The 18,762-nt window shown below is 65.8% G+C and carries 15 protein-coding genes; 13 read left to right on the plus strand and 2 right to left on the minus strand.

What is annotated here, in order from left to right; translation table 11 throughout:
* Positions 1-6: 6 nt before the first annotated feature.
* Complete coding sequence (locus U9R80_RS10410; RefSeq protein ID WP_301840706.1) at positions 7-1,734, plus strand: FAD-binding protein; 1,728 nt, start codon at positions 7-9, stop codon at positions 1,732-1,734.
* On the plus strand, positions 1,731-2,489 hold the full coding sequence (locus U9R80_RS10415) for an SDR family oxidoreductase (protein ID WP_301840707.1): 759 nt from the start codon (positions 1,731-1,733) through the stop codon (positions 2,487-2,489). The genes U9R80_RS10410 and U9R80_RS10415 overlap by 4 nt, the downstream gene beginning before the upstream one ends.
* Before the next feature lie 459 nt (positions 2,490-2,948).
* On the opposite strand, the gene U9R80_RS10420 is transcribed toward U9R80_RS10415, so the two are convergent.
* A complete protein-coding gene (locus U9R80_RS10420; RefSeq protein ID WP_301839752.1) occupies positions 2,949-3,734 on the minus strand; it encodes an enoyl-CoA hydratase in 786 nt (261 codons plus the stop codon).
* Between the two features lie 133 nt (positions 3,735-3,867).
* Between U9R80_RS10420 and U9R80_RS10425 the strand changes: the two genes are divergently transcribed.
* From U9R80_RS10425 to U9R80_RS10475, 11 genes are all read left to right on the plus strand, one after another.
* Positions 3,868-4,653, plus strand: a complete 786-nt coding sequence (locus U9R80_RS10425) for an SDR family oxidoreductase (protein ID WP_301839751.1) — start codon at positions 3,868-3,870, stop codon at positions 4,651-4,653.
* Positions 4,654-4,709: 56 nt separating this feature from the next.
* Entirely contained in the window at positions 4,710-5,696 is a 987-nt protein-coding gene (locus U9R80_RS10430; protein WP_301839749.1) for a bifunctional MaoC family dehydratase N-terminal/OB-fold nucleic acid binding domain-containing protein, read from the plus strand.
* Positions 5,693-6,826 carry an acyl-CoA dehydrogenase family protein gene (locus tag U9R80_RS10435; protein ID WP_301839748.1) on the plus strand — a complete coding sequence of 378 codons (1,134 nt, stop codon included), beginning with the start codon at positions 5,693-5,695 and terminating at the stop codon, positions 6,824-6,826. The genes U9R80_RS10430 and U9R80_RS10435 overlap by 4 nt, the downstream gene beginning before the upstream one ends.
* Positions 6,798-7,217 carry a MaoC family dehydratase gene (locus U9R80_RS10440; RefSeq protein WP_301839747.1) on the plus strand — a complete coding sequence of 140 codons (420 nt, stop codon included), beginning with the start codon at positions 6,798-6,800 and terminating at the stop codon, positions 7,215-7,217. Before U9R80_RS10435 ends, U9R80_RS10440 begins: the two co-directional genes overlap by 29 nt.
* 17 nt (positions 7,218-7,234) lie before the next feature.
* Positions 7,235-8,413: a lipid-transfer protein gene (locus U9R80_RS10445; RefSeq protein WP_301839746.1), complete on the plus strand. Its 1,179-nt coding sequence runs from the start codon at positions 7,235-7,237 to the stop codon at positions 8,411-8,413.
* A gap of 10 nt (positions 8,414-8,423) precedes the next feature.
* Positions 8,424-9,593 (plus strand): acyl-CoA dehydrogenase family protein, encoded by a 1,170-nt coding sequence (locus tag U9R80_RS10450; protein ID WP_301839745.1) that lies wholly within the window; start codon positions 8,424-8,426, stop codon positions 9,591-9,593.
* A 102-nt stretch (positions 9,594-9,695) separates the two neighbouring features.
* A complete protein-coding gene (locus tag U9R80_RS10455; protein WP_301839744.1) occupies positions 9,696-10,901 on the plus strand; it encodes an acyl-CoA dehydrogenase family protein in 1,206 nt (401 codons plus the stop codon).
* Complete coding sequence (locus tag U9R80_RS10460) at positions 10,898-12,052, plus strand: acyl-CoA dehydrogenase family protein (RefSeq protein WP_301839743.1); 1,155 nt, start codon at positions 10,898-10,900, stop codon at positions 12,050-12,052. Before U9R80_RS10455 ends, U9R80_RS10460 begins: the two co-directional genes overlap by 4 nt.
* Before the next feature lie 12 nt (positions 12,053-12,064).
* Complete coding sequence (locus U9R80_RS10465; protein WP_301839742.1) at positions 12,065-13,753, plus strand: class I adenylate-forming enzyme family protein; 1,689 nt, start codon at positions 12,065-12,067, stop codon at positions 13,751-13,753.
* An 80-nt stretch (positions 13,754-13,833) separates the two neighbouring features.
* Positions 13,834-15,216, plus strand: coding sequence for a DUF1329 domain-containing protein (locus U9R80_RS10470; RefSeq protein ID WP_301839741.1), 1,383 nt, complete (start codon positions 13,834-13,836; stop codon positions 15,214-15,216).
* A 618-nt stretch (positions 15,217-15,834) separates the two neighbouring features.
* Positions 15,835-16,548 (plus strand): TraX family protein, encoded by a 714-nt coding sequence (locus U9R80_RS10475; RefSeq protein WP_301839740.1) that lies wholly within the window; start codon positions 15,835-15,837, stop codon positions 16,546-16,548.
* 760 nt (positions 16,549-17,308) lie between these two features.
* Here U9R80_RS10475 and U9R80_RS10480 read toward each other — a convergent pair.
* Complete coding sequence (locus U9R80_RS10480) at positions 17,309-18,637, minus strand: spinster family MFS transporter (RefSeq protein ID WP_301839739.1); 1,329 nt, start codon at positions 18,635-18,637, stop codon at positions 17,309-17,311.
* Between the last annotated feature and the right edge of the window lie 125 nt (positions 18,638-18,762).

The raw sequence follows: 18,762 nt of genomic DNA on the forward strand, positions 1-18,762 counted from the left end.
GCCGCCATGCAGACGTCCGATACGTTTTCAAGCTGCAGCACCATCCTGGCGCCGCTGCGGGTCAGCGACAGCAAGACGCTGAAGTGGGATGAACAGTGCGATGTGCTGGTCATCGGCTGGGGCGCGGCCGGTGCCTGCGCGGCCCTCGAAGCCCGCGCCAGTGGCGCCGATGTGGTGATCGCCGACCGCTTTACCGGCGGTGGCGCCAGTGCCAAGAGTGGCGGCGTGGTGTATGCCGGCGGGGGCACCCGCCAGCAGCAGGCCGCCGGTGTCGCCGACAGCCCGCAAGCGATGTTCGATTACCTCAAGCATGAAACCTGCGGCGTGGTCAGCGACACCACCTTGCGGCGCTTCTGCGACCAGAGCGTGGCCAACCTTGAATGGCTGCAAGGCCACGGCGCGCCCTATGGCCACCAGATGCCACCAGGCGGCAAGACCTCGTACCCGGCCGATGGCTATTTTCTCTACTTCTCCGGCAACGAACTGGTGCCCTCGCACACCGACACCCTGCCACCCGCACCCCGGGGCCATCGCACCGTGGGCAAGGGGCAGGGCGGTGCGGTGCTGTATGGCCACCTCCAGGCCGCGTGCCTCAAGGCAGGCGCACGCCCGTTGCTGCAAGCGGCGGCACGGCGCCTGGTGCTCGACGGTCAGGGCCGGGTGATCGGTGCCGAGTTGTGGCGCCTGTCACCGGGCAGTGAGGCGGCGAAAACCCACGCGCGCCTGGCCGCCCGCGCCGAGCGCTGGCAGAACCTGGCGCCGGGGTTCTGCGACAAGCTGCGCCAGCGCGTCAGCAGGCTTGAGCGCGAGCATGCGCAGCCCTACCGGGTGCATGCCCGCCAGGGTGTGGTGCTGAGCACCGGTGGATTCATCTTCAACCGAGAGTTGATGCGTGAGCATGCGCCGGGCTATCGGCGCAATTTCAAGGTGGGTGCCACCGGCTGTGACGGCAGCGGCCTGCGCCTGGGCCAGAGCGCCGGGGCCGCCAGTGGCGGGCTTGAGCGGGTGTCGGCCTGGCGCTTTATCAACCCGCCGCACTGCTGGCCCAAGGGCATTGTGGTCAACCGCGACGGCAAGCGTTTCTGCAACGAGGAAGTGTACGGCGCCACCCTCGGCCAGCCGCTGATGGAAGAGCAGGGGGGCCGCGCCTGGCTGGTGCTCGATGCCCGGTTGCGCGCCAAGGCCATACGCCAGGCCCTGTTCGGTGGCTATTGGTGGTTCCAGACCGTACCGGCACTGGCGCTGATGCTGTGCAAGCCGCGCAAGGGCAAGACCCCGACGCAGCTTGCCCAGGCCACCGGCATGCAGGTCGAGGCGCTGGGCCAGGCGCTGCAGCGCAACAATGCGGCGGCGCGGGGTGAGGCCGAGGATGAGTGGGGCAAATCACCGGGCAGTCGCCAGGTGCTGGATCAGGGCCCGTTCTATGCCTGCGATATTTCCGTGGGCAATCCGATTTTTCCGCTGGGTGCACTGACCCTTGGCGGCCTGAAGGTGAATGAAGACAGCGGCGCCGTGCTCGACGCCCAGGGGCAGGCGATTCCTGGCTTGTATGCCGCGGGCCGCACGGCGTTGGGTATTCCTTCGCACCTGTACATCAGCGGTCTGTCGCTGGCGGACTGCGTGTTTTCCGGGCGTCGCGCGGGGGCCGCCATCGCGGCGCAAACCCGCGCCCAACGCACCGTAGCGGCGGGCTTGCCCCGCGAAGCATCAACCACAACACGAGGTGAAATATGAGCGCACGTGTACACGGCAAAGTCGCCCTGGTCACCGGCGGCGCCAACGGCATAGGCCGCGCCTGCGCGCGCTTGCTGGCGGCAGAAGGGGCACAGGTGTTGATCAGTGATGTCGACGAAGCGTCCGGTCAGGCCCTGGCTGCCGAGATCGGCGCAGCGGCTGCGTTCATCCGCTCTGATGCCAGCAGCGAAAGTGACTGGCAGCAGGTCATGGCGTTGCTGCGCGACCGCTACGGGCGCCTGGACATCCTGTTCAACAACGCGGGCATCCTGCGCAGCGGCTCGGTGGAAGACACCACGCTGGACACCTGGCACCAGGTGCTGCGGGTCAACAGCGACAGTGTGTTCCTGGGCTGCCGTGAGGCCATCGGGCTGATGAAGGCCACCGGCGGTTCGATCATCAACATGTCGTCGATCGCGGCGCTGGGCGGGCGCGGGGACTACCTGGCCTACAGTGCCTCCAAGGGTGCGGTGGCGGCGCTGTCGCGCTCGGTGGCGGTGCATTGCCGTCAGCGCAAGTACCGGATTCGCTGCAACACCCTGCACCCGGACAGCGTGCTCACCGCCATGACCCGTGGCAGTTACCCGGCGGGGCTGGACCCGGAGCGCATGACCATCGACAGTGACCCGATGCAGCGGATGTGCCTGCCCGAGGACGTGGCGGCCAGCGTGCTGTTCCTGGCCAGTGATGAGTCGCGGGCGATCAATGGGGTGGAGTTGCGGGTGGATAGCGGGCAGTTGTTGATGAGCATCTGAGTGGTCCATCGCGGGGCAAGCCCGCTCCCACAGCACCGGTGGGAGCAACTGTCTTCACCATGCCATTCATCACCGCATTGGCGACTGCTACGCAGTCGATCGCAGCCTGGCGGCAGCGGCTACGGGCGGTGTAGCCGCTGCCGAGGTACGAGGCTGCGATCGGCCGCGCAGCGGGCGTAGATCGTTTCCCGGACTGATCGCAGTGGGAGCGGGCTTGCCCCGCGATGCGACGGAACAGGACGACCGCTATCGCGGGGCAAGCCCGCTCCTACAGATTCGCGCAGCGCCTGACATCACCGCATTGGCGACTGCTACGCAGTCGATCGCAGCCTGTCGGCAGCGGCTACGGGCGGTGTAGCCGCTGCCGAGATACGAGGCTGCGATCGGCCGCGCAGCGGGCGTAGATCGTTTCCCGGACTGATCGCTGTGGGAGCGGGCTTGCCCCGCGACCAACTGCGCTCAGTACCCCTCGAACCGCGCCGGCCGTTTTTCAATGAACGCCTGCATGCCTTCCTTCTGGTCCCGCGAGGCAAACAACAACGCATTGGCCTTGCGCTCCAGCGCCAGGCCCGCTTCCAGCGGCGCGTCCATGCCGTTGAGGATCACTTCCTTGATCTGTTCGGCCGCCAGCGCCGGCATCGCGGCAATCACACCCGCCAGCTCCAGGGCCTTGGCCTGCACCTGGTCATCGTCCACCAGGTCACTCACCAACCCCGCCACCCAGGCCTCTTCAGCGCTGATCGGTTGCCCGGTCAGGGCCATGCGCATGGCCTTGACCTTGCCCACCGCCCGCACCAGGCGCTGGGTGCCGCCGATGCCCGGCATGATGCCAATGCGGATCTCCGGCTGGCAGAAGCGTGCGCCACGGCCGGCGACAATCAAATCGGCGAGCATCGCCAGCTCACAGCCGCCGCCATAGGCATAGCCGCACACCGCGGCGATCACGGGCTTGGGGCAGTGCTGGATCGGTGCCCACACCCGTTCGGTATGGCGTTTGTAGATGTCGATGGGCCCGACCCCGGCCATGCTGTTGATGTCGCCACCGGCAGCAAACACTTTGTCGCCGCCGGTGAGTAGGATGCAGCGCACACCGGGATCCTCGGCCAGCGCCGTGAAGTGCTGTGACAGCAGCGCCTGCAGTTCAAGGCTCAGGGCATTAGTCGCCTGGGGGCGGTTCAGGCGCAGCAGGGCGACGCCGGGCAGGGGGTGTTCGAGCAGAACCGGTGGGGCGTTGGAGTCGTCCATGGGCATCCTCGTGCGCGTAAGTCGATGCCCCAGTGTCAGCACCTGCCCGGTGCAATTCATCGTCCGTTCAGACGAAGTACGGCGTCGGTGTTGTCCCTAGAGTGACCCTTGTCAAGCGAACAAGGAGCACGACATGGGTCAGCACGCGGGGTTGGATTACAGCGGCAAGGTGGTGCTCGTCACGGGCGGCACCAAGGGTATCGGCGCGGGGATCGCCAGCGAATTTCTCGCCGCCGGCGCCCAGGTGATTGTCTGTGCACGGCATGCGCCGCTGGAGGTGCCGACACATGGCAACAACCGCGCGGCGTTCATGCCGGCGGATGTGCGTGACAGCGATTCGCTGCAAGCGCTGTTCGATGCCATCGGTCACGAATACGGCCGCCTCGATGTGCTCGTCAACAATGCCGGCGGCAGCCCCCGGGCACCGGCCGCCGACGCATCGCCGCGGTTTCACGAGAGCATCATCCGTCTCAACCTGATCGCCCCCTTCAATGTCGCCCAGCACGCCAACCGGCTGATGCAGGGGCAGGCCGAAGGTGGCTGCATTCTCTTTATCGGCAGCATCAGTGCCCTGCGTTCTTCGCCGGGTACCGCCGCCTATGGCGCGGCCAAGGCCGGCGTTCTGGCGCTGGTGCAGTCGCTGGCCGTGGAGTGGGCGCCGAAGGTACGGGTGGTGGCCGTCAGCCCGGGCCTGGTACTGACCGAGCAAGCCCACCTGCATTACGGCTCCGAAGCCGGTATCGCGGCCGTAAGCGCCGGCATTCCTGCCGGGCGCATGGCTGTGGCCGAAGACATCGCCAACGCCTGCCTGTACATGGCTTCGCCGCTGGCCGCTTACGCCAGCGGCTGCAATTTGCTGCTGCACGGCGGTGGCGAGCGCCCGGCGTTTCTTGATGCGGCCCAGGTGCTGCCGACCTGATCGACCCCGGCAGCACCGGCGTGCCGGTCGCTGCCCTCACTTTGCAGGAGACGACTGTGGCAGATCCACAATTGCTGTCCAATGTGAGCGCCCTGGTGGGGCGCCAATACGGGCGGGTGTATGCCTGGGATGAGGTGAACGCACCGATGATTCGCCAGTGGTGCGAAATCATGGGCGTGGACAACCCGCTCTACACCAACCCCTGCGCAGCCCTTGAAAGCGTTCACGAAGGCCTGATCGCCCCGCCGGGGATGCTTCAGGTGTGGACCATGGAAGGCTTTCACGCCAACAACTACCCGCCAGGCTCCACCGACGAGAACCCCTACGAGGTGCTCAAGCTGTTTGAGGCCCACGGCTACAACTCGGTGGTGGCGGTGAACTCCGAACTGACCTTCAACCGGCCCGTGCGCCTGGGCGAAAAGCTCTACTACACCACCCGCCTGGAGTCGGTAGGCGAGGAAAAAACCACCGGTCTTGGCACCGGCTTTTTCGTCACCCTGGTGATGAGCCATTTTGTCGAGAAAGCCGGGGGCGACGAGCCGGTGGGCGAGTTGCTGTTTCGCGTGTTCAAGTTCCGTCCGGCGGCCCAGGCCCCTGCAGCGCCTGCACCGGCCAGCGAGGCGCCGGTGGTGGCCAAGCGGCCGTTGCCGGGCATCAGTGACGACACCCGGTTCTTCTGGGAAGGCTGCGCCAAGGGCCAGTTGCTGATCCAGCGCTGCACGGCCTGCTCGACGCTGCGTCACCCACCGGCCCCGGTGTGCATCCAGTGCCACAGCTTCGATTGGGACACCGTGCAGGCCAGTGGCCGGGCCAGCCTGTATTCCTTCGTGGTCATGCATTACCCGGTGGTGGCGCCGTTCGAGCACCCCAACCCCATCGGCCTGATCGAGCTGGAGGAGGGCGTGCGCCTGATTGCCGGCCTGGTGGGCGTGGCGCCTGGCCAGTTGCAGATCGGCCAGCGCTTGCAGGTGGAGTTCCAGGTTTTCGATGAGCAGCAGACCTTGCCATTGTTCCGGCCGGTTGCCGGGCAGGAGGCGTCATGAACTTCGAGCTGAGCGAAGACCAGCGTGCCATCGCCCAGATGGCCGACAGCCTGTTTGCCGACCACTGTGACGACGACGCCCTGCGCCAATGGGACAACAGTGGCGAAGCCATGATGGGCGACCTCTGGGGCCTGTGCGTGGAAACCGGGCTGCATGCCCTGGCGATTCCCGAGCAGGCCGGTGGCAGCGACCTGGGGCTGACCGAGCTGATGCTGGTGCTCCAGGCCCAGGGTCGCAGCCTGGGTCAGGTGCCGCTGTGGCGTCACCAACTGGCGGCGGCGACCCTGGCGCATTTTGCCCTGGGCCAGGCTGCCGACTGGGCGCAGCGGGCCGCCTCGGCCGAGGTGATCCTCAGCCTGTCCATCGACGCCCGCGCCAGTGCCTGCGGCATTGAACTCAAGGCGCAGCCTTGCGAAGGCGGCTGGTTGCTCGACGGCAGGGTATCGGCGCTCGCCTTCGGCCAGCAGGCCCAGGCCGCGCTGGTACTGGCCGAGGCCGAGGGCCAGCCACGGCTGGTGCTGCTGGACCTCGCTGCCGCGCAGGTTCGCCGCGTGCCGGGCGTGCTGACCCACGGCGAGCCGGTGGCCGAAGTCGAGGTCCGGGGTTTGCGCATCGGTGCCGAGCAACTGCTGCCCGGGCCTGCGCTGGACTGGCTGGAGCCGCGTGCCCAGGCGGCATTGGCCGCGCTGCAACTGGGCGTCAGTGCCGAGCACATCCGTCGCACCGTGGCCTACGTCAGCGAGCGCGAGCAGTTCGGCCGGCCGATCGGCAGCTTCCAGGCCGTGCAGATGAGCATGGCCGATGCCCACATCGCCCTCGAAGCCCTGCGCAGCAACCTCTGGCAGCTGTGCTACCGGCTCGATGCCGGCCTTGGCGCCAGCGCCCAGGCCCTGGCCACGGCGTACCTGGCCTGCGAGGCCGGGCACCGCATCGGCCATAACGCGCAGCACGTGCATGGCGGTATCGGCGTGGACCTTACCTACCCGATCCACCGCTTTCTCTATTGGAGCCGCGCCCTGGGCCTTGCCCTGGGGGGATCGGCGGCAAGCCTGGAACGCCTTGGCGACTGGCTGGGCGATAACGACAAGCTGGGATGGAAATATGACCTCGAAGAACACATTGCGCTTTGAAGACGTGCACCCCGGCGACGCGCTGCCGGCGCTGGTGATCCCGATCACCGTCGGCCTGATCGCAGGCGGTGCGATCGCCACCCGTGACTACTTCCCGGGGCACCACGACCTGGAAGCGGCCAAGGCACTGGGCTCGCCACACCTGTTCATGAACATCCTCACCACCAACGGCCTGGTGCAGCGCTTCGTCGAAGGCTGGGCAGGGCCACTGGCGCAGTTCGTGTCGCTGAAGATCAAGCTGGGCGCGCCCAACTACCCCGGCGACAGCATGACCTTCAACGGCAGCGTGACCAGCAAGGATGCCGACACCGGCACCGTGCAGGTGACCTTGAGCGGCAAGAATTCCATGGGCAATCACGTGACCGGTACGGTCGCGCTGATCCTGCCCTGACAGGCGGAGACACACAGATGACCGATTCATCGCTTGGCGGTCGCGCCGCCATTGTTGGCCTGGGCGCCACCGAATTTTCCAAGAACTCCGGGCGCACCGAGCTGCGCCTGGCCCTGGAAGCCACCTTGAGTGCGCTCAAGGATGCCGGTATCGACCCCTCCGAGGTCGAGGGCTTCAGCTCGTACTCGGTGGACAAGGTGCCCGAATACGAAATTGCCCGCCTGCTCGGTTGCAAGGACGTCAAGTTCTTCTCCCAGGTGCCCCACGGCGGCGGCGCTGCCTGCGGGCCGGTGATGCATGCGGCCATGGCCGTGGCCACCGGCGTTGCCAAGGTGGTGGTGGTCTACCGGGCCATGAACGAGCGTTCCTGGTACCGCTTCGGCACCGGCACCTACGGCTTTGCCTCGACGCCGATCTTCGAGAACGTCAACTACGGCTGGTACATGCCCCACGGCTTTCACACCCCGGCCGCCTGGGTGGGCATGTTCGCCCAGCGCTACATGCACACCTACGGCGCAACCTCCGAAGATTTCGGCCGGGTAGCGGTAGCGGTGCGCGACTTTGCCGCCACCAACCCGGCAGCGTTCTTCTATGAGAAGCCGATCACCCTGGAAGAGCACCAGGCCTCGCGCTGGATCTGCGAACCGCTGCACCTGCTCGACTGCTGCCAGGAGTCCGATGGCGCGGTGGCCATGGTGATCACCTCGGCCGAGCGTGCCCGCGACCTGGCGCAGAAGCCGGTAATCATCAAGGCCGGCTCCCAAGGCATCACCGATGGCCAGCAGATCATGACCTCGTTCTACCGCGACGACATCACCGGCCTGCCGGAGATGGGCGTGGTGGCCCGCGAACTGTACCGCCAGTCGAAGCTCGGCCCGGACGACTTGCAGACCGCGGTGATCTACGACCACTTCACCCCGTTCGTGCTGCCGCAACTTGAAGCGTTCGGTTTTGCCCGTCGCGGCGAGGCCAAGGAATTCATCCGTGCCGGCCACCACGCCCGTGGCGGCAAGTTGCCGATCAACACCCACGGCGGCCAGTTGGGCGAGGCCTATATCCACGGCATGAACGGCGTGGCCGAAGCGGTGCGCCAGGTGCGCGGCACGGCGGTCAACCAGGTGGACGATGTGCATAACGTGTTGGTGACCGCCGGTACCGGCGTGCCTACCAGCGGCCTGATTCTCGGCGCGGCCTAAGGAGCAGCTCATGTTCGTTGATCTCACCCCCGAACAACAGGCGCTGCGCCATAAGGTGCGCGACTACTTCCAGGCCCTCATGACCCCGCAACTGCGTGAGCAGCTGCGCGGCCAGGAAGGCGGCGAGCTGTTTCGCCAGACCGTGCGCCAGATGGGCCGCGATGGCTGGCTGGCGGTGGGCTGGCCCAAGGAACATGGCGGCCAGGGCTATGCCGCCACCGAGCAGTTGATCTTTTTCGAGGAGGCCAACATTGCTGGCGCGCCATTGCCGTTCGTGACCATCAGCACCGTAGGCCCGGCCCTCATCGCCCACGGCAGCGCGCAGCAGAAAGAGCGCTTTTTGCCCGGCATCGCCGGCGGCGAAATCATGTTCGCCATCGGTTATTCCGAGCCCGGTGCCGGCAGTGACCTGGCGGTACTCAAGACCTCGGCGCGGCTCGAAGAGGACCACTTTCTGGTCAACGGCAACAAGCTGTGGACCTCGGGCGCGGAGTCGGCCGACTACATCTGGCTGGCAGCGCGTACCGACCCCACCCAGGCGCGGCACAAGGGGGTGTCGATCCTGATCCTCGACACCCAGCTGCCGGGCTTTTCCAGCACCCTGATCCCGACCACCAGCAACCCCACCACCGCCACCTATTACGACAACGTGCGGGTGCCCAAGGACATGCTGGTGGGCGAGCTGCACGGCGGCTGGAAGCTGATCACCGCCCAGCTCAACCACGAACGCCTGGGCCTGGGCTCCTGGTCGGACAAGATCGCCGGGCTGTTCCGCCGCGTGTACCTGTGGGCCCGCAGCCGTGACGAGCAGGGCCGTCGGGCGATGGACAAGGCCTGGGTGCGCAGCTCGCTTGCCGAGTGCTATGCGCGCCTGGAGGCCATGCGCCTGACCAACTTTCGCATCGCTGCCGACCTTGAACACGATCGCGTGGATGTGGCCCTGGCCTCGACCACCAAGGTCTACGGCTCGGAGTCGGCCATCGAGATCTTGCGCAGGCTCTCGGCCATTGTCGGTGCCAACGGCTCGCTGCGCAGCGGCTCGGCGGCGGCCCTGCTGCACGGCGACCTGGAATACGAAGTGCGTGCCTCGGTGACCGTGACCTTTGGTGGCGGTACCAACGAGATCCAGCGCGAACTGATCGCCCAGTTCGGCCTGGGCATGCCCCGGCCACACAGGTAGGCGCGGGCTTGCCCCGCGATAGCGGTGTGTCAGGCACCCCGTATCGCGGGGCAAGCCCGCTCCCACAGGCCGCGTAACCCAACAACAATAAAGGTCAATCTCATGAGCACCATCGAGCAATTTCGGCACGACACCCGGGCCTGGCTTGAGGCCAACTGCCCGCCCTCCATGCGCACCGCGATGGGTGAAGGCGATGTGGTCTGGGGCGCGCAGCAACCGCAGTTTCCGAGCACCGACGCGCAGCTGTGGTTCGAGCGCATGCGCGACAAGGGCTGGTTCTGCCCCGAGTGGCCCCAGGCCTACGGCGGCGCGGGCCTGAGTGCCGAGCAACTGGCGGTGCTGGAAAGCGAAATGCGTCGCCTCAAGTGCCGCCCGCCGCAGATCAACCTGGGCGTGTGGATGCTCGGCCCGGTGCTGCTGGAGTTCGGCAGCGAGGCGCAAAAACAGACCTTGCTGCCGCCCATGGCGCGCGGCGAAGTGCGCTGGTGCCAGGGCTTCTCCGAGCCCAACGCCGGCTCCGACCTCGCCAGCCTGAAGATGAGTGCCCGCGATGCGGGTGACCACTTCGTGGTCGATGGCAGCAAGATCTGGACGTCCTATGGCGACAAGTCCGACTGGATGTACGCGCTGGTGCGCACCGACCCGGCCGCGCCCAAGCACGAGGGCATCAGCCTGATCGTGCTCGACATGCGCAGCCCTGGGGTGAACCCGGTGCCGATTGATCTGATCAGCGGCAAATCGGCGTTCTGCCAGGTGTTCTTCGACGGCGTCAAAGTGCCCAAAAGCCAGTTGATCGGCCCGCTCAACGGTGGCTGGAACCTGGCCAAGCGCCTGCTGCAACACGAGCGCAAGGCCATGTCCAAGTTCGGTGAGATCAGCCTGCCGTCCCACGTTGATCTGCTGGCCTTGCTGCGCGAGTACCTGCCGCAGCCACGCAGCCAGAGTGAGTACGTGCTGCAGGGGCGCGCGGTGGCGTGTGCCATGAACGAACGCAGCTACGACCTCACGGTGCAGCGCATGGGCCAGGCGGCGCAGGCGGGCGACGACATCAGCGGCCTGATGGCGATGATGAAGCTGGTGCACACCGAGCAGGAGCGCGACAAGTTCGAGGTGCTGCTCGACCTTATGGGCGGCTGTGCCATGGGCTGGCAGTCCGACGCCTTCAACGATGCGCAGTTGAACATTACCCGCAGCTGGCTCAACAGCTATGCCCTGACCATCTCCGGCGGCGCGTCGGAGGTGCAGCTCAACGTGATTGCCAAGCGCGTGCTTGGTCTGCCCGATGCCAAGAAAGGAGTGACGCCATGAACCTGGTCTACAGCGACGAGCAGCGTTTGCTGGCCGACAGTGCGCGGGATTTTCTCGCCGCGCGCAGCCCGGTCAGTGCCCAGCGCCGGTTGCGTGACGAGGCCGGTAGCACGGGGTTCGATCCACAGCTGTGGCGCGATGCCGTGGCGCTGGGCTGGAGCGCCATTCCGTTTCCCGAGCAACTGGGTGGCCTGGATTTCGGCTGCATGGGCCTGGGGCCGATCTTCGAGTCCATCGGCCGCAACCTGGCCGCCACGCCGTTGTTGTCCAGTGTGGTGCTGGGTGGCTCGCTGCTGCACCTGGCCGGCAGCGCCGCGCAGCTTGACCGCTGGCTGGCGCCGTTGATCGCCGGCGACCTGCGCCTGGCCCTGGCCCTGGACGAGCAGGCCCGTCATGCGCCGCAAGGCACCGTGCTTGAAGCCCGCGCCGAGGGCGACGGCTATTGCCTTGAAGGCGACAAGTACTGGGTGCTCGATGGCCTGGGCGCCGATGCCTACCTGGTGGCAGCACGGGTGGCGGGGCTTGCCGGGGACGAGCAGGGCATCAGCCTGTTCCTGCTGCCGGCCAACACGCCGGGGTTGCAGTGCAGCGCTTTGCCGCTGATCGATGCGCGCAATTGCGCCCGCTTGCGCCTTGAGCAGGTGCGGGTCGGGCGCGATGCGCTGTTGGGTGAACCGGGGCAGGGCTGGGCCAGCCTGGACCTGGCCCTGGATCGCGGCCGGGCATGCCTGGCGGCCGAACTGCTGGGCGCTGCCGAGCAGCTGTTTGAAACCACCCTGGACTACCTCAAGACACGGGTGCAGTTCGACACGCCGATTGGCAGCTTCCAGGCCCTGCAGCACCGCGCCGCCCAGCTCTACGTCGACCTGGCCCTGAGCCGCAGCGCGGTCATGGCCGCCTTGTCGGCACTCGATGACCACAGCCTGAGCGCCGCCGCCCGCGGCCGCCTGGTGAGCCTGGCGAAGTGGAAGGCCGGCGATACCGCGCTCAAGGTCAGCAATGAGGCGGTGCAGATGCACGGCGGCATCGGCGTCACCGACGAGCTGGATGTGGGCCTTTACCTGAAGCGGGTGCGGGTGGCCCAGGCCTGCCTGGGTGATCGCGACTTTCATTGCGAGCGCTACGCGGCCCTGGCCACGGCGAGCGCCTGAGCGGAGAACACTATGATCGAGCAACGCTGGCAGAGCGCCTGGGAGCAACTGATTGCACCGGGCTCGCCGTTTGAAGTGGTGACCCCGGCCGACGGTGGCCCGCGCTATTTTCGCCACGCCGCCTGCGACCTGCTGCAACTCATCGACGCTGCGCGGGTGCATGGCAACCGCGAGTTCGTGGTGTGGCAGGAGCAGCGGCTGACATTCGACCAGTACTTTGACCAGGTCGATCGACTGGCCGGGCAACTGATCGACAGCTTCAACGTGAAACCCGGCGAGCGCGTGGCCATCGCCATGCGCAACCAGCCGGCCTGGCTGGTGGTCTTTGCCGCCATCCAGCGCTGCGGCGCCGTGTGTGTGCCGCTCAACAGCTGGGGCCTGCGCGACGAGTTGCTGCACGGTGTGCAGGACAGCGGCGCCTGCCTGCTGCTGTGCGATGACGCCCGCTTGCAGGTGGTCGCCCAGGACCTGGCCGCGATCAACCTGCCCACCATCGTGGTCGGCGCCACGCCGGGGCTGGCACTGCCGGCTCACTGTCGCCGCTACGAGTACCTGCTGGCGGCACCACCGTTGCCGGTGCCGGCCCTGCAGCCGGACCCGGATGCGCCGGCGCTGATCCTCTATACCTCGGGTACCACCAGCCGCGCCAAAGGGGTGTTGTCCAGCCACCGGGCGATCTGCCAGGCGCTGACGGCACTGGAATTCCAGGGTGCGCACTGCGCCATGAGTTCGCCCGAGCGCATTGGTGCGGTGATCGACAGCGGCTTTGCCCCGACCAGCCTGATCGCCGTGCCGCTGTTTCATGTCAGTGGCCTGCATGCGCAGTTCTTGTTGGCCCTGCGCACCGGCCGGCGCCTGGTGCTGATGTACAAGTGGGATGTGGAGCGCGCGCTGGACCTGATTCGCGACGAGCACTGCACCCAGTTCAACGGCGCGCCGGTGATGATGCAGCAGTTGCTGGACTCGCCGCGCTTTGGCGGCGAGCACACCGCCAGCCTGTTCGGCCTTGGCCTGGGCGGCGGCGCCTCGACCACGGGATTGCTCGCCAGCATGATCGAGCGCAAACCCGATGCCATTGGCGGCAGCGGCTATGGCCTGACCGAAAGCAATGGCATCGGCGCGGCGGTGGGGGGCGACCAGTTCGTCTACAAGCCGTCCAGCTGTGGCTGGCCCTTGCCGATCGTCGATGTGCGTATCGGCAATGACCCGCAGCAGCCATTGCCGGTCGGCAGCAGCGGCCTGATCTGGCTGCGCGCGCCGACCCTGATGCAGGGCTACTGGAACCTGCCGCAGGAAAGCGCCGCCACCTTGCGCGATGGCTGGCTCGATACCGGCGACACCGGCTACCTCGATGAAGAAGGCTTTCTGTGCATCAGCGGGCGAATCAAGGACCTGATCAACCGGGGCGGCGAGAAGATCTCGGCGGCCGAGATCGAGGCCTGCATCGGTGACATGCCGGGGGTGGAGGAGGCAGCTGCGTTTGCCATACCGCATCCGCAACTGGGCGAGGCGGTGGCACTGGCTGTGCGCGCCGTGCAGCACCTCGATGCCCAGGCCATCTGTGCCTATATCGGTGAACGCCTGGCGGCCTACAAGGTGCCGGCGCGGGTGTTCCTGCACGCAGGGCCGCTGCCGCGCAATGCCACCGGCAAAGTGATCAAGAGCGAGCTGCAAAAAACTGCCGCGCTGGCTGATTTTTAGTCTTTCCGGACGATGAATGCTGCGCCAGAACGCGAAGAATGAGCTGTACCCGAAAGCCTTATCAGCGAAGGAGGCAATACATGAAAATAACAACAACAGGTGTCGTGCTCGCGACCGCGATGGTGGTCAACACCGGTCTGATCGGTAGCGCACTGGCCCAGGTGTCGCCCCAGGAAGCAGAAAAATTGGGCAAGGAGCTGACCTGTGTCGGCGCCGAGCAGGCCGGCAACGCCGCTGGCACCATCCCGCCTTACACCGGCAAATACCTGGGTGAAGTACCGGGCTGGAACCATGTGAAATTCTCCGGCGACCAGCCGGTGGACCCGTATGCCGACGAGAAGCCGATCCTGGTGATCACCGCGCAGAACATGGCCCAGTACGAGGCGAACCTGACCGACGGCCAGAAAGCCCTGCTCAAGAAATACCCCACCAGCTACAAGATGAATATCTACCCGGGCCATCGGGACTTCCGTTACCCCGACTACGTCTGCAACCGCGCCAAGTACAACGCCCTGAACGCCAAGCTGGTCAACGACGGGCTGGGTATCGAAGGCCTGGGCCAGGTACCGTTCCCGATTCCCAAGAACGGCATGGAAGTGCTGTGGAACCACCAACTGCCAGCCCGTGCCTACACCGAAGAGAAGATCAGCGACCTGGCGTCGGTATTGCCCAATGGCAGCATCGGCTGGGGCCGCGCCCACGCGCGTAACCTGTCACAGGCCAACTCGCCGACGGTCGAGCCCAAGACCGAAGACCGGATCCAGGCCATGAGCTACAACACCACGCTCAAGCCTGCCCGTGACAACGGCGTGATCAGCATCTCCCATGAACCCTACAACTTCGCCGTCGATGCGCGTCAGGCGTGGAACTACAGCCCCTCCACCCGCCGCGTGCGCCAGTTGCCGGGCTACGGCTACGACCAGCCGATGATCGGCACCAACGGCACCATGATTGTCGACGAAGACCGCCTGTTCAACGGCGGGCCGGAGCGTTACAACTGGAAGCTGATCGGCAAGCGCGAGATCTACGCCCCGGCCAACGCCTTCAAGGCCAACGCGGCCAACGTCAAGTACGCTGAACTGCTGACGCCCAATCATCCCAACCCTGAGTACATGCGTTATGAGCTGCGCCGGGTGTGGGTGGTGGAGGCCGACCTGAAGGAAGGCTATCGCCATGTGTATGGCAAGCGTGTGCTGTTTATCGACGAGGACACCTGGAACGCGGTGATGGCCGATAACTTCGATGTCCGTGGGCAGTTGTGGAAGCACGCGATGATCAACTACTACTACCACCCGGACATGAGTGGCTGGCAGGCGGGGTCGCAGTTTTTCATGGACCTGAACTCGGGGCAGTACACCGGGTATGGGATGACCAACGAGGCGAAGAAGGGGCCGATTCTCAACGAGTCGAAGTTTACCCCGGATATGTATACGGCGGATGCGGCGCGGGCTATCGGGCGCTGATCCAGTCATATGCCTGCTCCCACCACGGTGTTGTGGTGGGGGTGGGTTTTTTGCGATTTGCGCCCTTGTGGCGCATTTTTTTTGGGGCTTTGAGTCCTGTTGGTGTTGCGGCTGTAGGCTTATCCATTTCATGCGGTGACGCTGCCGGCCCCTTCCGCCTTTACGGCGGCCTACTTTTTTCTTGAAAATCGCCTGCCCCACCAGGGGCCCTACGCTGCGCTTCGGGTCCCCTCACTGGTTAACTGGGCAGAAGATCAAGATCAAAAGCACAATTCGCTGCGCTCTTGCTGGCCTGCGCTGGCTGTAGGAGCGGGTTTGCTGTGGGAGCGGGCTTGCCCCGCGATAGGCCCCTGAGTCATGCACATCCAGGCGCAACGGCGAAGCGGGATCACCGGCAGGAATGGATTTGTCGGCCGGATTCTAGATCCATCGCGGGGCAAGCCCGCTCCCACAGCAGGCCCGCACCCACCGGCAATTTTTTGGTAGCCGCTGCCGAGGAACGAGGCTGCGATCGGCCGCAAGGCGGCCGTAATCCGGAGCACTCCAGATTCACGCACTTGCGCTGGCCGAGGGTTTTCGATTTGCTGTGGGTTCCACGGTGATCGCTCAAAGGTATTCATGCCCCCCTTCAACCAACGCTCGGCAGGCCTCGATCTGGTCAAGTGGTTGGCCATGGTCACGATGGTGGCCGATCATCTGCGGTTTATCTGGCCGTCGGCCGAATGGCTGTTCGTTGTCGGCCGTCTCGCGTTCCCGCTGTTCTGCCTGGCCATTGCCGCCAACGTCGCACGTTCGGCGGTGGGGCAGGTATTCACGTCGGCCAATGGCCGTTACCTGGGCTGGATGCTGGTGTTCTCGGTGCTTTCGGAGTGGCCCTATCACGTGCTGGATGTCGGTACCCGCACGTTCAGCATCATGCCGACCCTGACCCTGGGGTTGCTGCTGGCCTGGGGTGTCCATCACGCCACCCGGCCCATGAGGCTGCTTGCCCTGGGTACGCTATTGGTGGCGCTGCTGGCGTCGGACGTGCTGATGTACGGCTGGCCCGGGGTGGTGTTGCCGTCGGCATTTTTATTGGCGCTTCGGGGCGGTCGGGGCACCTGGCTGGTGCCCGGGTTTGTGGCAGTGATGGCCAACCTGAGCAACGACTGGCTGCGGGCCAATCTGCTCGAGCCGATTACGCTGATGACCGTCATGGCGGCGCTGGTGTCGGCCCCGTTGGGGATAGGGATACTGCGCGCGCAGTATTCACTGCAGGTCTGGCGGGTAGGGCGCTGGGGGTATTGGTTTTACCCCCTGCACTTGTCGCTGATCAAACTGTGGACCCTGTAGGCGCGGGCTTGCCCCGCGAGGCGATGTGACTGACCAATCGCTAGCGTGGGGCAAGCTTGCCCCGCGATGGCCCCTGAGTCGTACACATCCGGTAGGACCATCACTGGCCCCGCTTTGGGGTGTTGGTATGGGTGGTCTTATCCATTGGCTACGCGCCCAATCGCAGCCTGGCGGCAGCGGCTACGGGGTGTGGCCGCTGCCGAGGCATGAGGCTGCGATCGGCTGCGTAGCAGCCGCAAGAGGGTCGATACACAATCAAATGCCGTGGCCGCTACGCGCCCAATCGCAGCCTGTCGGCAGCGGCTACGGGTGTAGCCGCTGCCGAGGCACGAGGCTGCGATCGGCTGCGCAGCAGCCGCAAGAGGGTCGATACACAATCCAATGCCATGGCCGCTATGGTGACGCTGATTCACCTTTGCGCCCTTACGGCGCCTTACTTTGGCAGTCGCCCCAAAGTAAGCAAAGGGCTTGCCCCACCAGGGGCCCTGCGCTGCGCTTCGGGTCCCCTCACTGCGGTGTCGCTACGGGGCATTGCGAGCTACGCGTTGCAAGCAACGCTACGCTTCGCATCTTCGGCATTCGCCGAAGGCGCTTCGCGCTAGCCCCTCCGCGACACCTCCGTTCGGCCCTTCTGGAACGGGGCCGGTGGATCAAAAGCCAGATCAAGATCAAAAGCACAATTCGCTGCGCTCTTGCTGGCCAGCGCTGTTCTTTCAAACTGCACCAAACCACTGTAGGAGCGGGCTCCTACAGTGAATGCTCACGCGGTGGCGGCGACGGGTGCGGCTTCGATGACCGGGGCTTTGAGTTGCCGACGATACCCCGGCAACGCCAACGCCAGGAAGATCGCCGCCAACGCCAGCATCGACACCGACGCCGCCAGCGCATAACGCAGCGATTCAGCCCCCAGGGTCGGCAGGAAGAAGTCGCTGAGCATGCCGATCAACAAGGGGCCAACCCCCACGCCGAGCAAGGTCATCGACATCACGAAGATCGCGGTCGCCTGGGCCAGGCGGGTGGCCGGGAACAGGTGGGTGATGGCGCCCAGGCACGGTGTTGCCCACCACACGCCAAAGAAGCCGAACACGCTGTAGAACAGGAAGGCCGTCGGTACGTCGATGCTGCCGATTTGGAAGGCCGTGCCCTGGGGCCAGAGGAAGTAGGCCAGGGCAAACGGGATGCTGATCAGCGTGCCCAGCAGTGGTACGCCGATCTGCCAGCCAACATCGCGACGGGCCATGCGGTCGGTGACGATGCCGCACACCAGGGTGCCCAGGGTCGAGCCGGTGCCCCCGACCACGCCGACCAGAAAGCCCGCTTGCTGGATGTTCAAGCCGTGGGAGCGAATCAGGAAGCTCGGGCTCCAGGTGCCGATGGCGTAGCCGGCAATCGCTGCGGCGCCGCCGGTCAGTACCAGCCACAGGAACGACGGCGTTTTCATCAGTTCCTGCAGGGTCTTCAACCAACCCTCATGTTGCGTGGCCACCAGGTGCGCAGGCACGGGGGCGGTCTTGGGGGTGCGCACGGTCAGCAGCAACAGCAGGCCGAGGAAGATCCCCGGCGCGCCGATCAGCAAAAACGCCAGGCGCCAGCCGTGGTGCTGGGCGATCCAGCCGCCCAGGCCCAGGCCGACAATGGCGCCCAGGCTCGAACCGAGCATCAGCACCGCAAGCGCCGTGGAGCGGCGCCGCGCCGGGTATAAATCCGACACCATGGCCACCGACGGCGCCGTGCCGCCCGCTTCACCCACCGCCACGCCAATGCGCGCCAGCACCAGCATCAGGAAGCTGCCGGCCACCCCGCAGAGCATGGTCATCAGGCTCCAGGCGATGCAGCTCAGGGCAATCACCGGCTTGCGCCCGATGCGGTCGGACAGGCGCCCCAGCGGGAAGCCGAACAGGGTGTAGAACACCGCGAAGGTCACCCCCGACAGCAGGCCGATGCCGGTGTCGGAAATGCCGAATTCGAGCTTCACCGGCTCGATCAGGATCGCCATCAACTGGCGGTCGATGTAGTTGAACACGTAGATCGCGGCGAGCACGAACAACGCATAGTGCGTGCGCCATGTAACAGGGGTCGAGGTCGTCACAGCGGGTGCTCCCGGTCTTGTTCTAGTCGGCAGATCGTCGGGGGTTGCGCAGGGCATTTCATCGTCCGTTCAGACCAGTTCCGCAGAGTTCCAGCCAGCCGGCAAATCTAGTCTCGACGGACGAT

This window comes from Pseudomonas sp. JQ170C, assembly GCF_035581345.1.
Classification (GTDB): domain Bacteria; phylum Pseudomonadota; class Gammaproteobacteria; order Pseudomonadales; family Pseudomonadaceae; genus Aquipseudomonas.

What these genes read in the sequence shown, in the direction of transcription:
- U9R80_RS10410 (WP_301840706.1), top strand. Translation starts at nt 7, where the DNA reads ATGCAGACGTCCGATACGTTTTCAAGCTGCAGCACCATCCTGGCGCCG.
- U9R80_RS10415 (WP_301840707.1), top strand. Translation starts at nt 1,731, where the DNA reads ATGAGCGCACGTGTACACGGCAAAGTCGCCCTGGTCACCGGCGGCGCC.
- U9R80_RS10420 (WP_301839752.1), bottom strand. Translation starts at nt 3,734, where the DNA reads ATGGACGACTCCAACGCCCCACCGGTTCTGCTCGAACACCCCCTGCCC.
- U9R80_RS10425 (WP_301839751.1), top strand. Translation starts at nt 3,868, where the DNA reads ATGGGTCAGCACGCGGGGTTGGATTACAGCGGCAAGGTGGTGCTCGTC.
- U9R80_RS10435 (WP_301839748.1), top strand. Translation starts at nt 5,693, where the DNA reads ATGAACTTCGAGCTGAGCGAAGACCAGCGTGCCATCGCCCAGATGGCC.
- U9R80_RS10440 (WP_301839747.1), top strand. Translation starts at nt 6,798, where the DNA reads ATGACCTCGAAGAACACATTGCGCTTTGAAGACGTGCACCCCGGCGAC.
- U9R80_RS10445 (WP_301839746.1), top strand. Translation starts at nt 7,235, where the DNA reads ATGACCGATTCATCGCTTGGCGGTCGCGCCGCCATTGTTGGCCTGGGC.
- U9R80_RS10450 (WP_301839745.1), top strand. Translation starts at nt 8,424, where the DNA reads ATGTTCGTTGATCTCACCCCCGAACAACAGGCGCTGCGCCATAAGGTG.
- U9R80_RS10455 (WP_301839744.1), top strand. Translation starts at nt 9,696, where the DNA reads ATGAGCACCATCGAGCAATTTCGGCACGACACCCGGGCCTGGCTTGAG.
- U9R80_RS10460 (WP_301839743.1), top strand. Translation starts at nt 10,898, where the DNA reads ATGAACCTGGTCTACAGCGACGAGCAGCGTTTGCTGGCCGACAGTGCG.
- U9R80_RS10465 (WP_301839742.1), top strand. Translation starts at nt 12,065, where the DNA reads ATGATCGAGCAACGCTGGCAGAGCGCCTGGGAGCAACTGATTGCACCG.
- U9R80_RS10470 (WP_301839741.1), top strand. Translation starts at nt 13,834, where the DNA reads ATGAAAATAACAACAACAGGTGTCGTGCTCGCGACCGCGATGGTGGTC.
- U9R80_RS10475 (WP_301839740.1), top strand. Translation starts at nt 15,835, where the DNA reads ATGCCCCCCTTCAACCAACGCTCGGCAGGCCTCGATCTGGTCAAGTGG.